General features: G+C 69.6%; 12 protein-coding genes. 2 read left to right on the plus strand and 10 right to left on the minus strand.

Annotated features, from left to right (window positions below; all coding sequences use genetic code 11):
• Positions 1–51: 51 nt before the first annotated feature.
• From ABNQ38_RS37885 to ABNQ38_RS37895, 3 genes are all read right to left on the minus strand, one after another.
• The gene (locus ABNQ38_RS37885) at positions 52–3,480 is read right to left on the minus strand and encodes a PAS domain S-box protein (RefSeq protein WP_377811588.1); all 3,429 of its coding nucleotides are present in this window, start codon (positions 3,478–3,480) and stop codon (positions 52–54) included.
• Positions 3,480–5,276: a hypothetical protein gene (locus ABNQ38_RS37890; protein WP_377811589.1), complete on the minus strand. Its 1,797-nt coding sequence runs from the start codon at positions 5,274–5,276 to the stop codon at positions 3,480–3,482. Before ABNQ38_RS37890 ends, ABNQ38_RS37885 begins: the two co-directional genes overlap by 1 nt.
• Positions 5,277–5,468: 192 nt before the next feature.
• Positions 5,469–6,191, minus strand: a complete 723-nt coding sequence (locus ABNQ38_RS37895; RefSeq protein ID WP_377811590.1) for a LuxR C-terminal-related transcriptional regulator — start codon at positions 6,189–6,191, stop codon at positions 5,469–5,471.
• 334 nt (positions 6,192–6,525) lie between these two features.
• Between ABNQ38_RS37895 and ABNQ38_RS37900 the strand changes: the two genes are divergently transcribed.
• Positions 6,526–6,990, plus strand: coding sequence for a response regulator (locus tag ABNQ38_RS37900; RefSeq protein ID WP_377811591.1), 465 nt, complete (start codon positions 6,526–6,528; stop codon positions 6,988–6,990).
• The gene (locus tag ABNQ38_RS37905; RefSeq protein WP_377811592.1) at positions 6,987–8,054 is read left to right on the plus strand and encodes an HD domain-containing phosphohydrolase; all 1,068 of its coding nucleotides are present in this window, start codon (positions 6,987–6,989) and stop codon (positions 8,052–8,054) included. The genes ABNQ38_RS37900 and ABNQ38_RS37905 overlap by 4 nt, the downstream gene beginning before the upstream one ends.
• A gap of 87 nt (positions 8,055–8,141) precedes the next feature.
• Here the strand turns inward: ABNQ38_RS37905 and ABNQ38_RS37910 are convergent, their stop codons facing one another.
• From ABNQ38_RS37910 to ABNQ38_RS37940, 7 genes are all read right to left on the minus strand, one after another.
• Positions 8,142–8,561, minus strand: coding sequence for a hypothetical protein (locus tag ABNQ38_RS37910; protein WP_377811593.1), 420 nt, complete (start codon positions 8,559–8,561; stop codon positions 8,142–8,144).
• A 129-nt stretch (positions 8,562–8,690) separates the two neighbouring features.
• Positions 8,691–9,086, minus strand: coding sequence for a hypothetical protein (locus ABNQ38_RS37915; protein WP_098735968.1), 396 nt, complete (start codon positions 9,084–9,086; stop codon positions 8,691–8,693).
• A gap of 249 nt (positions 9,087–9,335) precedes the next feature.
• A complete protein-coding gene (gene ggt, locus ABNQ38_RS37920; protein ID WP_377811594.1) occupies positions 9,336–11,144 on the minus strand; it encodes a gamma-glutamyltransferase in 1,809 nt (602 codons plus the stop codon).
• A 193-nt stretch (positions 11,145–11,337) separates the two neighbouring features.
• Positions 11,338–11,649: a DUF2892 domain-containing protein gene (locus ABNQ38_RS37925; protein ID WP_377811595.1), complete on the minus strand. Its 312-nt coding sequence runs from the start codon at positions 11,647–11,649 to the stop codon at positions 11,338–11,340.
• A gap of 111 nt (positions 11,650–11,760) precedes the next feature.
• On the minus strand, positions 11,761–14,037 hold the full coding sequence (locus ABNQ38_RS37930; protein ID WP_377811596.1) for a response regulator: 2,277 nt from the start codon (positions 14,035–14,037) through the stop codon (positions 11,761–11,763).
• Positions 14,038–14,230: 193 nt separating this feature from the next.
• The gene (locus tag ABNQ38_RS37935; protein ID WP_377811597.1) at positions 14,231–15,112 is read right to left on the minus strand and encodes an EamA family transporter; all 882 of its coding nucleotides are present in this window, start codon (positions 15,110–15,112) and stop codon (positions 14,231–14,233) included.
• Positions 15,113–15,211: 99 nt separating this feature from the next.
• A complete protein-coding gene (locus ABNQ38_RS37940; protein ID WP_377811598.1) occupies positions 15,212–15,868 on the minus strand; it encodes a hypothetical protein in 657 nt (218 codons plus the stop codon).
• Positions 15,869–15,994: the final 126 nt, after the last annotated feature.

Raw genomic sequence — 15,994 nt, forward strand, 5'->3', positions numbered from 1 at the left:
CTATGGAATATCTTCGGAAACAAAACAACGACTGACGGAGTATTTGTTGCGTCAGGCCGTTTCCTGCTCCATCGCGGCATCGTCCGCCGGCTGGAACCGGGACGCCAGGGCGTCCAGCGTGGCGTCGGCGACGCCCTCCAGCGCTTCGCAGTGCGGGTCTGCGGCCGTCCAGCCGCCATGGTCGAGCGCCCGCTGTTCCAGCAGCGAAGCCAGACGGCTCAGGCGCACGGCGCCGATGTTGGCGGCCGTTCCCTTCAGGGTATGGGCGATGCGGACCGGCGGCACGGCGCCCCCCTCCCGCCCGGCCGCGGCGCGGACAGCGGCCACGCTGTCGCCCACCGTCCGACGGAAGGCGACCACCGTCTGCGCCCAGGCGTCCTCGCCGATCACCGCGCGCAACGACGAGGCCTGCCCGTCGTCCAGCAGCGGCGCCGCGCGCCAGGCCTCCGCCTCGGACGGGGCGGACGACGGAGGTGCCGGGGAAACAGATGCCATGGGCGCCCGCGGCGGCAGGCCGGAGTCCCCCCATATCCCGCCGGCCGCCCGCGACGCGGCCACCGAGGTCAGCACGTCGAACAGGTCGGCCGACACGATGGGCTTGGTCAGATAGGCGGTCATGCCGGCGGCGAGATACTCGGCGCGGTGGCCGGGCATGACGTTGCCGGTCAGCGCCACGATGGGGAGGCGGGCGGCCTCGCCCGGCATGGTGCGGATGTGCCGGGTCGCGGTGACCCCGTCCATCACCGGCATCTGCACATCCATCAGGACGAGGTCGAAACCGCCCTCCTCCACCAGACGCACCGCCTGCAAGCCGTCCTCCACCGCCGTCACACGATGGCCGGCGCGGCGCAGCATGGTCACGACGATTTCGCGGTTGATCTCGTTGTCCTCGGCGACCAGGACATGCAGGCCGGCCGCCTGCACGGTTCCGCCCCCGGCCGCCGGCACCGATTCCGGAGCGCGAGGCACGGTCAGCACCCCTGCCGACGGATCGGCGGCGGGTTCACAGCGGACGGTGAACCAGAAGGTGCTGCCCTTGCCCTCGGTGCTGACCACGCCGATGCGCCCGCCCATCAGCGTCACCAGCTCCCGGCTGATCGCCAGCCCCAGCCCGGTGCCGCCGAAGCGCCGGGTGGTGGAGCTGTCGGCCTGGGTGAAGCGGCGGAACAGGGTCTGCTGCACATTCTCCGGGATGCCGATTCCGGTGTCGGCCACCTCGAACCGCAGGAAGAAGCCGCCATCTGCCGCCAGTGCTGCCGCTCCCGCCGCCGCTCCCGTTCCGGTCCCCTCCAGCGCGACCCGCACGGACACGCCGCCCCGGTTGGTGAATTTCAGCGCGTTGCCGACCAGATTGACCAGCACCTGCCGGATGCGGCGCAGGTCGGCCCGCACCCGGTCGGGCACGGCGGGCGCCACCTCCCGCGTCAGGATCAGGCCGCGGCCGCAGGCGGTCGGCTCCAGCAGGTCGATGCTGTCGCCCAGCACGGCGCGCAGCTCGAAATCCACCGGCTCGACCTCCGCCTTGCCGGCCTCCAGCTTGGACAGGTCGAGGATGTCGTCGATAATCTGCAACAGCGCGTTGCCCGACCGGTTGGCGACGTCCAGAAGCTGGCGCTGCTCCTCGTTCAGGTTCGGCCCCTCGACCAGGGCGAGCGCCCCCAGCACCCCATTCATCGGCGTGCGGATCTCGTGGCTCATGGTCGCCAGGAACTCGCCCTTGGCGCGGTTGGCCTGATCGGCGGCCTCCTTGGCGCGGCGCAGGCTGGCCTCGATCTCGCGCTGGGCGGTGACGTCGCGGAGCGCGCCGGTGACGTACCGGCGGTCGCCCTCGCGCCAGCCGGCCAGGGTCACCTCCAGCGGAAACTCGCTGCCGTCCTTGCGGCGGCCGGTCAGTTCCCGAATCTCCGAGCGCGGCGCGGAGGCATCGCTCTCGCGGTAGGTGGCCAGCAGCCCGTCATGGACGGCGCCCATCGCGGTCGGCATCAGCCGGGTCATCGGTCCGCCGACCATGTCGGCCGCTCGGTAGCCGAACAGCCGCTCCGCGGCACGGTTGAAGGCGTCGATGGTGCCATGCTCGTCGATGGTGACGATCGGCTGGCCGACCGCCTCGAACATGGCGCGGTAGCGCGCCTCGCTGGAGGCCAGCCGGTTGGCGGCCAGCTCCCGCTCGGTGATGTCGGTGGCCGAGCCGCGGTAGCCGCGGAATTCCCCGCTCTCGTCGAAGATCGGACGGCCGCTGACGCTGAAATAGCGCAGTCCCGCCGCCGTCATGACCCGGTAGCGGAAATTCCGGAACGGCTCCCGCCGTTCCATCGCCTGACGGTGCTGCTCCCACTTCGGGGTATCCCCCGGTTCGCGCAGCGCGACATCCTCCCGCCTGAGGCCGATGGGCAGCGTGCCGTTGACGACATGCGGGACCAGCGGCCCGGCCAGATTGGAGAAGCGCAGGTCGGCGTCCATCTCCCAGAACCAGTCGGACGCCGTTTCCGCCTGATCGCGGAACCGCTCCTCGCTCTGGGCCAGTTGGCGGGCCAATGCGGCGAGCCGCGCCGTCTGCCGCGTCGCCAGCAGGGCCAGCCCGATCAGCCCGGCGCTGCACGCCGCCGCCGCCAGCAGATAGACCCGCTGCCGCCGCCGCGTGTCGGCCAGGAAGGAGCCCTCGTCGAACGCCGCCGTGACGATCAACGGATAGGAGGTCAGGGTGCGGTAGGATTGCAGGCGCGGAATCCCGTCGATCACGCTGGCGGTGCGCACGAAGCCGGTGGGCCGGAGGCGCGCCATCTGCAGCGTCGGCGATTCGCCGACATCCCGCCCGACGATGCGGTCGTTCATCAGCGAGCGGGCGCGCAGGATGCCGTCGGTGCCGACGATCGCCACCGCCCCGTTGGGGCCGACGTCCAGCTCCTCCAGCGAGTGGCTGAAATAGAAGGGGTCCATCGACGCGACCAGCACCCCGGCGAAGCTGCCGTCGCTGTTGCTGATGCGCCGCGTCAGCTGGATCGACCATTTGCCGGAGGCGCGGCCGAACACCGGCTTCCCGATGAACAGGCCGGCGGCCGGGTTGTTGGCATGGACGCGGAAATGCTCGCGGTCGGCCAGATGGATGCGGACTGGCGCATCCTCGACGCTGGTGTGGATGAGGTCGCCATGCTCGTCGATCACCGCCAGCTGGACCAGGATGCTCGAACGCTCCACCGCCTGCCGCAGCATCTGGGTGATGCCGTGGGTCCAGTTGTCGCCATGCTCGTGGTAATCGTCGATCAGGAACAGCAGGATCTGGTCGGCCTCGGCGAAGGTTCGGGTCGCCTGTTCGGCGACGACGCGGGCGAGGTTGCCGCTGTCGCGCTCGGCCCGCGCCATCGCCTCGGCATCGTCGTAATGGGCCAGCGTCAGGGCCGCCGCCCACAGTCCGGCGGCGATCACCAGGGTCGCCGTCCAGATGGCGGCGATGAAGCCTTGCAGATGAAGGCGTCTACGCATCAGCGCCGCCCTCCGGCCATCCCGTCCCCGCTTTCCCCCCCGCTGCCCGTCCGGCTGCCGCCGGCGGCGAGCGCCGCCACCCCGCGCGCCAGCCGCGGCAGATCGACCGGCAGCGGCAGCAGCAGGTCGGCCGGTCCGCCGGCCTCGACGTGAAGCGGGACGGCGCCAGCCCCCGGAAGCTCTGTGCCGGCCGCGCCGTAGAGCACGCAGAGCAGGTCCGGCCGCAGCGCCTTCAGGCGGCCGGCCAGTGCAAGGCCGGCGGGAAGCGCGCTCAGCCCCGGACCGATGACCACCGCATCGAAGAATCCCGGCTCGTCGGCGACGACGTCCAGCGCATCGCGGAGGTCATCGCAGACCGACACCTCGAATCCCTGCCGTTCCAACCCGGTCTGGAACCGGTCTCCGGATGCCGGGTCGGCATCGACGACCAGAACCTTGCAGGCCGGCGCGGAACTGCGCATCGCCAGATCCGGCACCTGCCGGGGCAGCAGCGGCGGCGCCTGCTGCGGCTGCCGTGGCGGCGCGTTCTCCGGTTGCGATGTCGCCGCCCTGGCGGTGCGGAGCGGCGCCGGGACGGCGGGAATGTGCAGCCGCACCGCCGTCCCTTCCACCGGGTGGGTCAGCAGGCTGAGCCCGCCGTCATGGAGCCGCGCGGTCAGCAGGGCTGCCGGCCAGGAGGCGCCCTCCTCCCGCTCCGACCGGCCGCGGCGGTAGCAGGCGCGGGCGGACAGCAGCGGGTCGACCAGCATGGACAGCACGTCGTCGGCCAGCGGCGGACCGTCGATCCGCAGTTCGAACAGGATGTGCGGCCCACGGCGCGGCGTCAGGAGCGGCCGGACGGTCCAGCCGGCGGCGTCCCGATCCGGATCGTCCTGATCCGCAACCGGTTCCGATCCCAACCCTGCCCCCAACTGGGCCCCCAACTGCGCCGGAACCGAGGCGCGCAGGCAAAGCCGGGCATCGCCGGCCCGGCCGGAGGCGGCGAGGATCTCCGCCGCCAGACCCGCCAGGGTCCGCGCCAGCAGGCCGGCGTTGCAGACCGGATCGGGCACGCCGGGATCGTGGCGGACGGCAAGACTGCCCGGCTGCACCGGAACGGTCCGCAGCAGTGCGGCCGCCTCGTCCAGAATGCCGGCGGCCCGCTCGGGCTTCAGCGGGACCGGCTCCATCCTTGCGGCCGACACCAGCCTGCGCAGGCCGGGACCGACGCGGGTCACCGCCGTCAGGACACGGCTGGCATAATCGGCCTGGGGCGAGTCCGCGGGCAGGTCGCTGACCAGGAAGTCGGCATAGCCCGAGACCGCGCCCAGCACATTGTTCATGTCGTGGACGATGCCGCAGGCAAGCTCGGCACGTACATCCATCGCCACCAGCTGCTGGCTGCGCAGCCGTTCCGCAGCCTGCCTGTCCCTTTGGCGCAACGCCTCTTCCAGCGCGGCGATGCGGACGGTGGCCCCGGCGGCCATGTCGGGAGCCGGCCGCTCCGGCGGCGTCGCCGGGCCAGGGAAGGGGCCAGGGGACGGGACGGAAAACGGCGTGGATTCCGCTGCCTTGTCGCGTGCGGCCTTGCGGCGCCCGGCACTCCAGGCCGACAGCAGCGTCAGCCCGGCCGCCGCAGCGCAGCCGGCAGCCATCAGCGGAAGCGCCAGGGGCGCCGCCTCGCGCAGCGGGTCGAGCGCGGACAGCAGAAGCACCGCGGCACCGCACAGCGCCGAGATGGCAGGCGCCGCGATGGAGGGCGCACCGGCGGCGGGCACAGCGGCGGGCGCGGCGCGGACCGTTTGCGGAGCGGGCATGGAATGGTCGGATGGGCTCATCGGCGACTCGGGATACGGCCCCATTTTGCGGCCCTGTAGCGGTTACGCCCATCTCTGCCGCACCGGACGAAGGCGTGTGACGAGAGGAGGCGACCATACCAGAACGGCCGGCCTCGCGCTGCTGGGACCAGCCCTATGCGGCAAGCGGTCTTCCCGGCACGCCTGCCGGAGTCAGGACGACGCTTCGTTCAGGCTGCGGGACAAGAGGCCGGCCTGCTGGGCGCGGCGCACGGCGTCGGTGCGGTTGCGGGCGCCCAGCTTGCGCAGGATGCGGCGGGTGTGCAGCTTGACCGTCACCTCCTGAAGGCTGAGGTGTCGGCCGATCTCCTTGTTGGTCGCCCCGGTGGCGAGCATCGACAGCACCTGCTGCTCCCGGTCGGTCAGGGGCGAGGACGGTGCCCTCTCCCCGTCCAGCGGCGCTCCGTCGGCCTCCTCCGCCTCGTCGATGTCGAGCGACAGGTCGGTCATGTGCAGCAGATCGAGCGCCACGCATTTCGGCACGAAGCTGCCGCCTTCGGCCACCAGGCGCAGGGCCTGGGCCAGGATGCGGCGCGGCGTCGTCTTCGGCAGGAAGGCTTCGGCGCCGCAGCGCAGCACCTCCAGGGCGGTCAGCGCATCCTCCGCCCCCGTCACCACGGCGACCGGCCCCTGGACCCCTGCCTGACGAAGCACGGCGATAGGATTGCTTCCCTCCGCACCCGGCATCCGCCAGTCGAGCACGATCAGGTCATAGCGGAAAAGCATGGCGGGGCTGCCGTCGGCCGATGCCGGCGCCGGAGGCAATTCCAGAAGCGAGCCGATGCAGCCGATTTCCGCATCCGGCCAAGCCTGACGGACCGACAGCTCCAAGGCGTCCCGGAACAAGGGATGGTCGTCCGCCACCAGGATCTTCATCAACCAGCCTCCGCCACCCTCGGCAACCATTCATCCCATAGTATCAAGATTTTCTGTTATACCGGTCGAAATCTTAAGTTTTCGTGGCTTCCGTACATTTCACGCCAGTCATAATTGCATGACGGTCATACTTTTGCATGACTGCCATAATTCCCTGCCCCCGTCCGGTGCCGCGTCGTCATGGACGCGGGATAATATCCCCACTATCCCGTTTCCCGTTCCCGCTATCCCAGGCACAGCGGGTGCGCGCGCCGGTAGCCGGTTATGGTGACGCTTAGCGATTTCTCTCCAGCGCGGCCCGACGGTCACGCGGCGGATCACGGAAGCGGCAACCATGGAAATGACCCTCTTCGAGTTGCGGGGCCTGCCCACCCCCTCTCCCACCACCGAATCCGCCGCGTCCATCCTGCTGGTCGACGACGACCCTGACTTCCGCGGGATGGTGCGCATCGCCTTCCAGCGGGCCGGCTACACCGTGCACGAGGCAGAGAACGGAAACGCGGCACTGGCCATCATGGAACGGCATCCGGTGGATCTGGTGGTAACGGACATCATCATGCCGGAGGCCGACGGGTACGAGATCATCCTGCGGCTGAAGGCACAACAGTCGCGCCCGCCCCTGATCGCGGTGACCGGCGGCAGCGTGCGTCTGCGGATGGAGCTGCCAGGGATGGCCCGCCTGCTGGGGGCCGAGGCGGCCTTCGAAAAGCCGGTCGACCTGAAGGCCCTCCTGGCCGAGGTCGGCCGCCTGCTCGCCGCCCGCAAGGACGGCGGCCGGGAAGGCGACGCCGCAAGATGAACATCCTCATCGTCGACGACGACCGCACCAATCTGTTCATCATGGCCGCCATCGTCCGCCGCCTGGACGATGCGGAGCCGGTGACCATGGAAAGCCCGCTGGACGCCGCCGAATGGCTGCGCGGGAACGAGCCGGACCTGATCCTGCTGGACCAGATGATGCCGGACATGGACGGCATCGAGCTGCTGCGCCACATCCGCGACGATGCGCGGCTGGACACTGTGCCGGTGGTGATGATCACCGCCAACACGGCGGTCGACATCCGCGTGCGAGCGCTCGACGAGGGCTGCAGCGATTTCCTGACCAAACCGGTGGTCGTGCCGGAGGTGCAGGCGCGCCTGCGCAACCTGCTGGCCCTGCGCCACAGCCGCGCCCTGCTGCGCGACCGCGCCGCGCTGCTGGCTGCCGAGGTCGAGCGGGTGACCGCCGCCCTCCAGCGCCAGGGGGAGGAGCTGGTCACCCGCCTGTCGCGCGCCGCCGAATACCGCGATCCGGAGACCGGCGCCCACATCGAGCGGATGGCGCTCTATTCGAAACTGGTCGCCGAAGCGGCCGGCTGCGGCGGCGCCTTCGCCCAGGAGCTGATGAAGGCAGCGCCGATGCACGACATCGGCAAGATCGCCATCCCGGACATGATCCTGCTGAAGCCGGGACGCCTGTCGCCGGAAGAGATGACGGTGATGCGCCAGCATGCCGCCATCGGCCACCGCATCCTGGCCGACAGCCCCATCCCGCTGCTGCGGCTGGCGGCGGAGATCGCGCTCAGCCATCACGAGAAATTCGACGGCAGCGGCTATCCCAACGGTCTGGCCGGGGCGGACATCCCGCTGTCCGGCCGCATCGTCGCCATCGCCGACGTGTTCGACGCCCTGACCTCCACCCGCCCCTACAAGCGGTCCTGGAAGCTGGAGGAGGCACGTGCCTACATGGTCGAGAACCGCGGCGGCCATTTCGACCCGGCGCTGCTGGACGCCTTCCTGTCGCGCTGGGAGGACGTGTGCAGGATTCACCACGAGAACGCCGACGAGCTGTCCGAACTCGTTCCCGAAGCGATTCATCACTGAAGAGGCGCGGCTGACAGGACGTGCCTGAACGGGCGCGAGGGCCGGTGAGGCCCTCGTTTCACGATCCGCCCTTGATTCAACCTGCCCTCAGTTCACGATCCGCCAGGTCCCGTCGGACTGGAGGCAGGCGGTGCCGTAGACCGGTTGCGGCCGGCCGCCGACCATAGCGCTGCTCTGGTATTCGCGGCATTGCTGGCCGCTTCGCGAATAATAGACCGGTCCGGCCGGATCGGCGCCGATGGTGCCCGGCGGCGGTGCATAATATTGCACCGGCGGAGGCGCGTAGACGACCGGCGGCGGCGCGTAATACTGCACCACCGGCGGGGGCGGCGCGTAGTAGCGGTACGGATGGTAATAGCCGTAGGCCGGGAAAATCGGTCCGACGCCGATGCCGACCGATACCGACGTGCGCGCCTGTGCCGCACCCGGAATGGACATCACGGCAGCTGCGGCCGCAACCGCCAGCATCGCAGCACCCAGGGCGACCGCCCTCCGCACCGTCTTCATCTTTGTCTCCCGGCCTTTATCTCCCGGCACGCGGAAACCGTCCCGCCGGCCGACTGAGATATGGCGCCATCATACACCGGTCCCGCGGCGCATCACAGAGGCTGCGCGCGGAGGCCGTATGCAGGACTGTCAGATGTCGAGCGGCAGATTGTCCGGGTCGAAGCCCAGCTGCTCCACGATGGCGCGGGCGAGCGGGATGCTGGTCTCGAACCGCCATTCGGCCATGCCGGGACGGTATTCCGACACGTTGGGGCGGCCATTGGCGAAGCGGCGCGGATGCAGCTCGTACCAATAGATGTCGTTGAGGCCGACACCCTGTTCCTTCGCATAGGCCTCGGCGATGCGGGGCCAATCGTTCACGGCCGGCTGGGGCACCCCGGCCGCTTTGGCGATGTCGGTCTGTTCCAGGAAGGCGACGATGCGCTTCCCCTCGCGCTCGAAATCGGCGACCCGGATGGTGACGGGCTGCTTTCCTTCACGCTGATAGGTCCACTCGCGGTTCTTTTCGACCAAGGCCTTATCCACGGCAAATGCTCCGGTTCACTCCTGCAAAGGCTAACCGACAGGCCAGCCTTAATCCAACTGTTCCGTTGCCTTTCCCGAACGGGCACGAGCCTTTGGCCCCTGCGCCGCCGGTCATGGCGGATCAAAGGTTACCAAAGCACGCCGCTTTTTCTTTGTATACGGGAATTGTGACGCCCGGCCTTCGCCGGGCACCCCTCTTCCCTTCCGCTCACTGCCCTCCGGCCAATCCCCCCTCCCCGGTTGCTCCCCTCAATATCCCAACGTCATGCCGTCGGGATTGCGCGGGTCGGAAAAGCCGTACAGACCGTCCTCGCGCAGCTGGATGGTCTGGGTGCGGCCCATCGTCGGTTTCACCGCCACCTTGTGGCCCATCTGCTCCAGCAGGCGGACGGTGTCGGGGCTAAGGCCCTTCTCCACCCGCAGCTCGTCGGGGGTCCACTGGTGATGGACGCGCGGCAGGGCGGCGGCCTCGGCCGGGTTCATGCCGAAGTCGACGTGGTCGATCACCGTCTCCATGGTGGTGGTGATGATGCGGCTGCCGCCGGGGCTGCCGGTGACCAGCCAGGGCTTGCCGTCCTTCAGCACGATGGTCGGCGACATCGAACTCAGCGGACGCTTGAAGGGCTGGACGGCGTTGGCGTCGCCGCCGACCAGACCGAAGGCGTTGGGCACGCCCGGCTTGGCCGAGAAGTCGTCCATCTCGTTGTTCAGCAGGATGCCGGTGCCCTCGGCGACGATGCCGCTGCCGAAATTGAGGTTCAGCGTGTAGGTGGTGCTGACGACGTTGCCCTGGTTGTCCGCCACCGAGAAATGGGTGGTCTGGTCGCTCTCGTAGGGCGCCGGCTTGCCGGGCTTGATGCTGCCGGCCGGGGTCGCCTTCTCCGGATCGATCTTGGCCGCCAGCTCGTCGGCGTATTTGCGCGAGGTCAGACCTTTCACCGGCACCTTGGTGAAGTCGGGATCGCCCAGATATTCGGAGCGGTCGGCATAGGCCAGCTTCATCGCCTCCGCCATCAGGTGGATCGACCGGGCGCTGTCGGGGCCGTAGTCCTTCAGCGGCCAGCGTTCCAGAATGTTCAGCATCTGGATGATGTGCGTCCCGCCGGAGCTGGGCGGCGGCATCGACTTGACGGTGTAGCCGCGGTAGCTGCCGCTGACCGGCTCGCGCTCCACCACCTTGTAGGCCTTCAAATCGTCCTTGGTGATGTAGCCGCCATGCTTTGCCATTTCTGCCGCGATCCTGTCGGCGATCGCGCCCTCGTAGAAAGCCTTCGGCCCCTGCTGGGCAATCGTCTCCAGCGAATTGGCGAGATCGGCGTTGGCCAGCGTCTCGCCGGCGGTCAGCGGGCGGTTGTCCTTGAAGAAGACGGCGCGGGTGGCGTCCCAGGCGGCCAGATGGTCGCGCTCGACCTCCAGCAGACCGGCGAGCTGCGGGGTGACGGTATGCCCCTCGCGCGCCAGCTTGATCGCCGGGGCCAGCACGTCGGCCAGCGTCATCGTGCCGTATTTTTCCAGCGCATGGGCCAGCCCGGCGACGGTGCCGGGAATGCCGACCGCCAGATGGGTGTAGAGCGAGCGGTCGGGGACCACCTTGCCCTGCTGGTCGAGATACATGTCGCGGAAGGCTTTGGCCGGCGCCATCTCGCGGAAGTCGATGGCGACATCCTTGCCGCTCTTTGCATCGTGGACGACCATGAAGCCGCCGCCGCCGATGTTGCCGGCATTGGGCAGCACCACCGCCAGGGCGAAGCCGACGGCCACCGCCGCATCGACCGCGTTGCCGCCGCGCTTGAGGATGTCGACGCCGATCTCGGTCGCCAGCCGGTGCTCGGAGGCCACCATCCCGTTCCGGCTGCGGACGGGATAGAAGATATTGTAGCCGAGGTCGTAGCGGACCGAAGCCGATGCCGGTGCTGGGGCTGGGGCTGGGGCCGTTGCCGGTGCCGAGGTCGCGGCAGTCTGGGCGGGCGCCGGCACCGGCAGCACCAGGGCGGAGCCGACGCAGAGCGCCGCCACCGCCGCACTGGTGGACCGGGATCGGAAGGCAGGGAACCACATGCGGTGAAACTCCTGAGCGGGACGTCAGGTCGGGGGCTGCTGCCCGGGCCCCGCAGGATGTCACACCCGCGGTCCCCGGTCTTCACCCCGTCGCTGGCCTGCCCAACAATTCACCATCAGGGTTAATTGCGTCACATATTCCCGTGACTGGACTGCTTCATCCGGTGAAGGGATGGACGCGTCGCGGTGCGGATCAGTAGGTTCCCGCCATGCGCGAATGGTCGACGGCCTGCGACTCGCCATAGGAGCCGCCATGGCCCAGCCGGTCCTGGTGATCGCCGGACAGGCGGTCCTTGAGCGGGCAATGGCCGCTCATGCCGCGGGCGACCAGCGCGGCGCCGACCAGCCCCATGATGGCGCCGGGAATGCTGGCACCCTTGCGCAGGCCGCCCGCCGCGACGGCAAGGCCGAGCCCGGTCGAGACGATGCGCTCGCCCATGCCGAGGTTGGTGTGGCCTTCGAAGACGCTGTCATAGGCGTTGCGGATGGTGGATTGGGCGTTCATGGCTTCTCCGGGGACTGGAATGGAGTGGGATCGCCCTTCCAACGCCGCGATGCCCATCCGGGTTCCCTGCCCCAGCGTCCCTGGGAAGGATCCTTGACGCTTCGCCCTGCCCTACCCCTCGACCGACGCCATGTCGCGGATGGAGCGGACCAGCCGCGACGGTTCTATCGGTTTGGACAGCACGGTCAGCGACACCTCGCGCGCCGCGGCGGTGGAGGTCAGATCCTCGGCATAGCCGGTGACCATCAGTATCGGCGTCTCGTCCTGGCGCGCGCGCAGGGTGCGGGCCATCTCCAGCCCGGTCATCCCCGGCATCATGTGGTCGGTGACGATCACGTCGGGCCGGAACCCATGGTCGAGCAGGGACAGTGCCGCCGCCGCATCGGCCGCCTCGCGCACCGCGAAACCGGCCTGGGCCAGATAGCCGGCGGTGGCGGAGCGCACCAGCTCCTCGTCGTCCACCAGCAGGATGGCGCAGCCGACGCCGACCGGCGCCGTTTCCGTCACCTTCGCCCTCGCCGGCAGCGGCGGCGGAGGAAGAGGCGGTGCCGCGACCACCTCCGCCGCCTGCTCGGCGCGCGGCAGATAGAGCGTCACCGTGGTGCCCAGCCCCGGCCGGCTGTCCAGCTCCACCCCGCCGCCGGACTGGGTCGCCAGCCCATGCACCATGCTGAGGCCGAGCCCGGTGCCGCGCCCGACCTCCTTGGTGGTGAAGAAGGGCTCGAAGGCGCGGGCGGCGACCTCGGCCGCCATGCCGGTGCCGGTGTCGCGCACCCGCAGAACCACATAGTCGCCGGCTGCCAGCCCCTCCACCTGCACCGGCAGCGGACCGCTCCCCGGCAACCGGCTGGCAATCGCCGGATCGCCGGCCTCCGGGCCGGCCACCGTCCGGTTGCTGGCCAGGATCCACAGCGTGCCGCCGCCGGGCATGGCGTCGCGGGCGTTCAGCGCCAGGTTCAGCACCGCCATTTCCAGCTGGGTCGGGTCGATCATCGCCGGCCACAGGCCGGGCGCCACCTCCGTCTCGATCCGCACCGACTGGCCCAGCGTGCGTCCGAGCAGGCGGCTGGTCCGCTCCACCAGCGTCGCGACATCGACCGGGACCGGTCGAAGCTGCTGCCGGCGCGAGAAGGCCAGCAGATGCTGGGTCAGGGTGGCGCCCCGCTCGACCGCCTGCAAGGCCAGCCGGGCCGGGCCGGCGATGCGCTCGTCATCGGTTCGGCTGTCGATGACGTGCAGGTTGATGCCGATGGCCTGGAGCAGATTGTTGAAATCATGGGCGACGCCGCCGGTCAGCTGGCCGATGGCCTCCATCTTTTGGCTCTGGCGCAGCGCATATTCGGCCTGCTCCCGTCCCTCCACGGCGCGGCGGGCGGCGTCCATCGCCCGCGTCGCCGTCTCGTAGGCGCTGAACTGGCGGGCCAGCGCCCACAGCGACAGCAGCAGCGCCGCGATGCCGACGGCGCTTGCCGCACCGATGGTCCAGGCCTGGATGCGCCATTCGTCCAGCACGGCGTCCAGCCTGCGCGTCACGTTGACGACCAGCGGATAGTCCGCCAGCGCCCGCGTCGCCACCAGACGGGCGCCGTCGTTCAGCCCGCCGGAGGAGAAATAGACGCCGGACTTGTCGCGCTCCAGCACCTTCAGGAAGTGGCGCTGGCCCAGCGGCCGGCCGATGTCCGGCAGCACCGGATGGCGGGCCAGCAGGATGCCGTCGCGGCGCCACAGGCTGATGCTGCCGTCGCCATCGGGCTGCAACGCCTTGTAGATCCTCTGGAAATAGCTCAGTTCGATGGCGCCCAGCACCAGCCCGACGAAGCTGCCGTCCCGGCCGCTGATGCGGCGGGCCAGATAGACCGTCCAGCTGCCGTTGCCGCGGTTCTGCACCGGTTCGCTGATGTAGGGGGCGGTGGTGTCATGATCGCGCAAATAGGCGAAGTAATCCCGGTCGGACACGTTGACCGGCGGGATCGGGTAATAGCGCGAGAAGTTGATCAGGTGCCCGTCGGCCGCGATCATCGTCACCGCATCCAGCTGCGGCAGGCCGGTGATGCGCGCCCGCAGCATCTGGTGGGTGTCGCGCCCGCCCATCCGGCGGACATACTCCTCCGGCGTGTCGATCCCGTCCGACTTCAGCTGCTCGATGATGGTGGTCAGCACCAGATCGACGCTCTGCGTCGCGCTGGCCGTCTGCTCCGCCAGCGACAGGTTCAGGGTGGACAGCTCGCGCTCCGCCCCCTCCATCTCGCGGTCGCGCATGCTGTCGATGTACTGGACCGTCGCCGCCAGCAGCACGGCGACCGACAGCCCGCCGATCAGCAGCAGGACGCGCAGGGGCCGGCTGGCACGCAGATGGGCCTGCCAGTGCCTGATCGGCGGAATCGGCATTCCACCGTTCGGTTGCGCGGTCCTATCGGAAGAGATCAAGGCTTGCCTATGGTTTAGGGACGCAACTATCGACCGGAATGATCCGGACGCCATAGCACCGCGTCAAGCTCATCGAGTTTAATAGGACTCTCATGCCCCTGGTTCCTCCTGCCAGTCCTATCCGATCCCCAATCGGCCCCCAATCGGCCTATGATCAGGCCCCTACCCGCGCCCGCGCCGGCAGTCTCAGCACCGACAGCGCCAGCCCGGCGAACACCAGCAGCCCACCGGCCAGCTTCGCCGTGGTGAAGGTCTCGCCCAGCAGCAAGGCACTGGAACTCATACCGAAAATGGGGACGAGCAGCGAGAAGGGCGCGACGAGGCTGGCCGGATAATGCCGCATCAGGAAGCCCCAGGCGGCGAAACCGAACAAGGTCGCCCCCGCCGCGATGTAGATCAGCGAACCGACTCCGACCAACGTCAGGGAGGTGAAGGCATGGACGATGCGGTCCGGCCCCTCCAGCGCCAGCGACAGCGCCAGAAGCGGCAGCGGTGGAACGAGGCTGACCCAGACCATCAGGCTGAACAGGTCGGGGGCCTTGGCCTGCTTCATCACGATGTTCGCCACGCCCCAGGCCGCCGCCGCCGCCAGCGTCAGCCCAAGGCCGAGCAGCGAGTCGCCGGCCGGCATCTCCAGCGCGATCAGCCCGACGCCGGCGAAGGCGACGGCCATGCCGCCGACCTGACGCGGCCCCGGCCGGTCGCCGAGCGCGAAGGCGGCGAAGATGGCGGTGAAGAAGGCCTGCGCCTGCAACACCAGCGAGGCCAGCCCCGCAGGCATGCCGACGTCGATGCCGAGGAACAGCAGCGGGAACTTGACCACGCCCAGCATCACGCCGATGCCGACGACATAGCGCCAGGGCACCGGCGGCCCCTTGCCCCAGCCCAGCACCACCACTGGCAGCGCCGCCAGCGCGAAGCGCAGGCAGGAGAAGAGCAGCGGCGGAAAATCGCGCAATCCGACCTTGATCGCGACGAAGTTCAGGCCCCAGACGGCGGCGACCGCCACGGCAAGCAGGATGTGGGAAGCGCGCATGATCCGAAGGCTAAACGGGCCCCGCCAAGCCGGTCAATCGGCGGCGGAGCGCGCGGCCTGCGTGGCTGACCTGCGCGTCACCCTCGCGGGTGCAACCCCTCACGACTCCGCATGCAGGATCCGGCATTCGTCCGATGCGTTGATCGCCCAGGACGATCCCGACAGCAGCATCGTGCCGATGTCCCCCAGACCGCTGCTGCGGAAGCTGACGCGGTGGGAACGGGCGAGCGGCTCCATCTCCTCCAGGAACCCCTTGGTCGGCACGGCGACATAGAGGCTGCCGTTGGGAAGGCCGCGGGCGCTCAAGGACAGGCGCGGCCCCAGGTCGGACATCACCGCCAGATCGTAGCGCTCGCCGGGCTTCACCGTCGCCCCGCTGTCCGACGGGGTGAAGCCCGACAGGATGAAGCCCGATTCGGCAGCGGCGGTGCGGAAGCTGAGGCGCGGGGCGGCGTTCTGGCCGACCGGGATGCCGCGCTCCGCGACGCAGAAGGGCTTGCCGCCGGGGGGCGTGTGGATGGTGACGGTCCAGCCCTTGCCCGAGCTGAAGGGTTTGGACGGCCCGTCCGGCAGCCCGGCCGCGGGCGGGGCCGCTGCCGGCGGCGGCGGCACGGTCTCGCAGGCGGACAGCGCCAGCGCCAACCCGGTCAGCAGCGCCCCGGTCAGCAGGGCCGAAGGCGTCGCCGCCCGGACGGCACGGCGGTCCCGCAGGGCCAGCCGCAGTCGGACGACGGGTGCAAGGTGCTGCCGATCCATCGCGGCGTCCTCCCCATCCCTGAACGTGTTGTGGCGACTTCCATACCACGTTCGCATGCCCCCGCGCGACCGTCGCGGGAACCGTCCGGCCTGTGCTAGAACCAGGGGCCCTGTCGCAGCAAGCCC

It is taken from the genome of Azospirillum sp. A29, assembly GCF_042604625.1.
Lineage (GTDB): Bacteria > Pseudomonadota > Alphaproteobacteria > Azospirillales > Azospirillaceae > Azospirillum > Azospirillum palustre.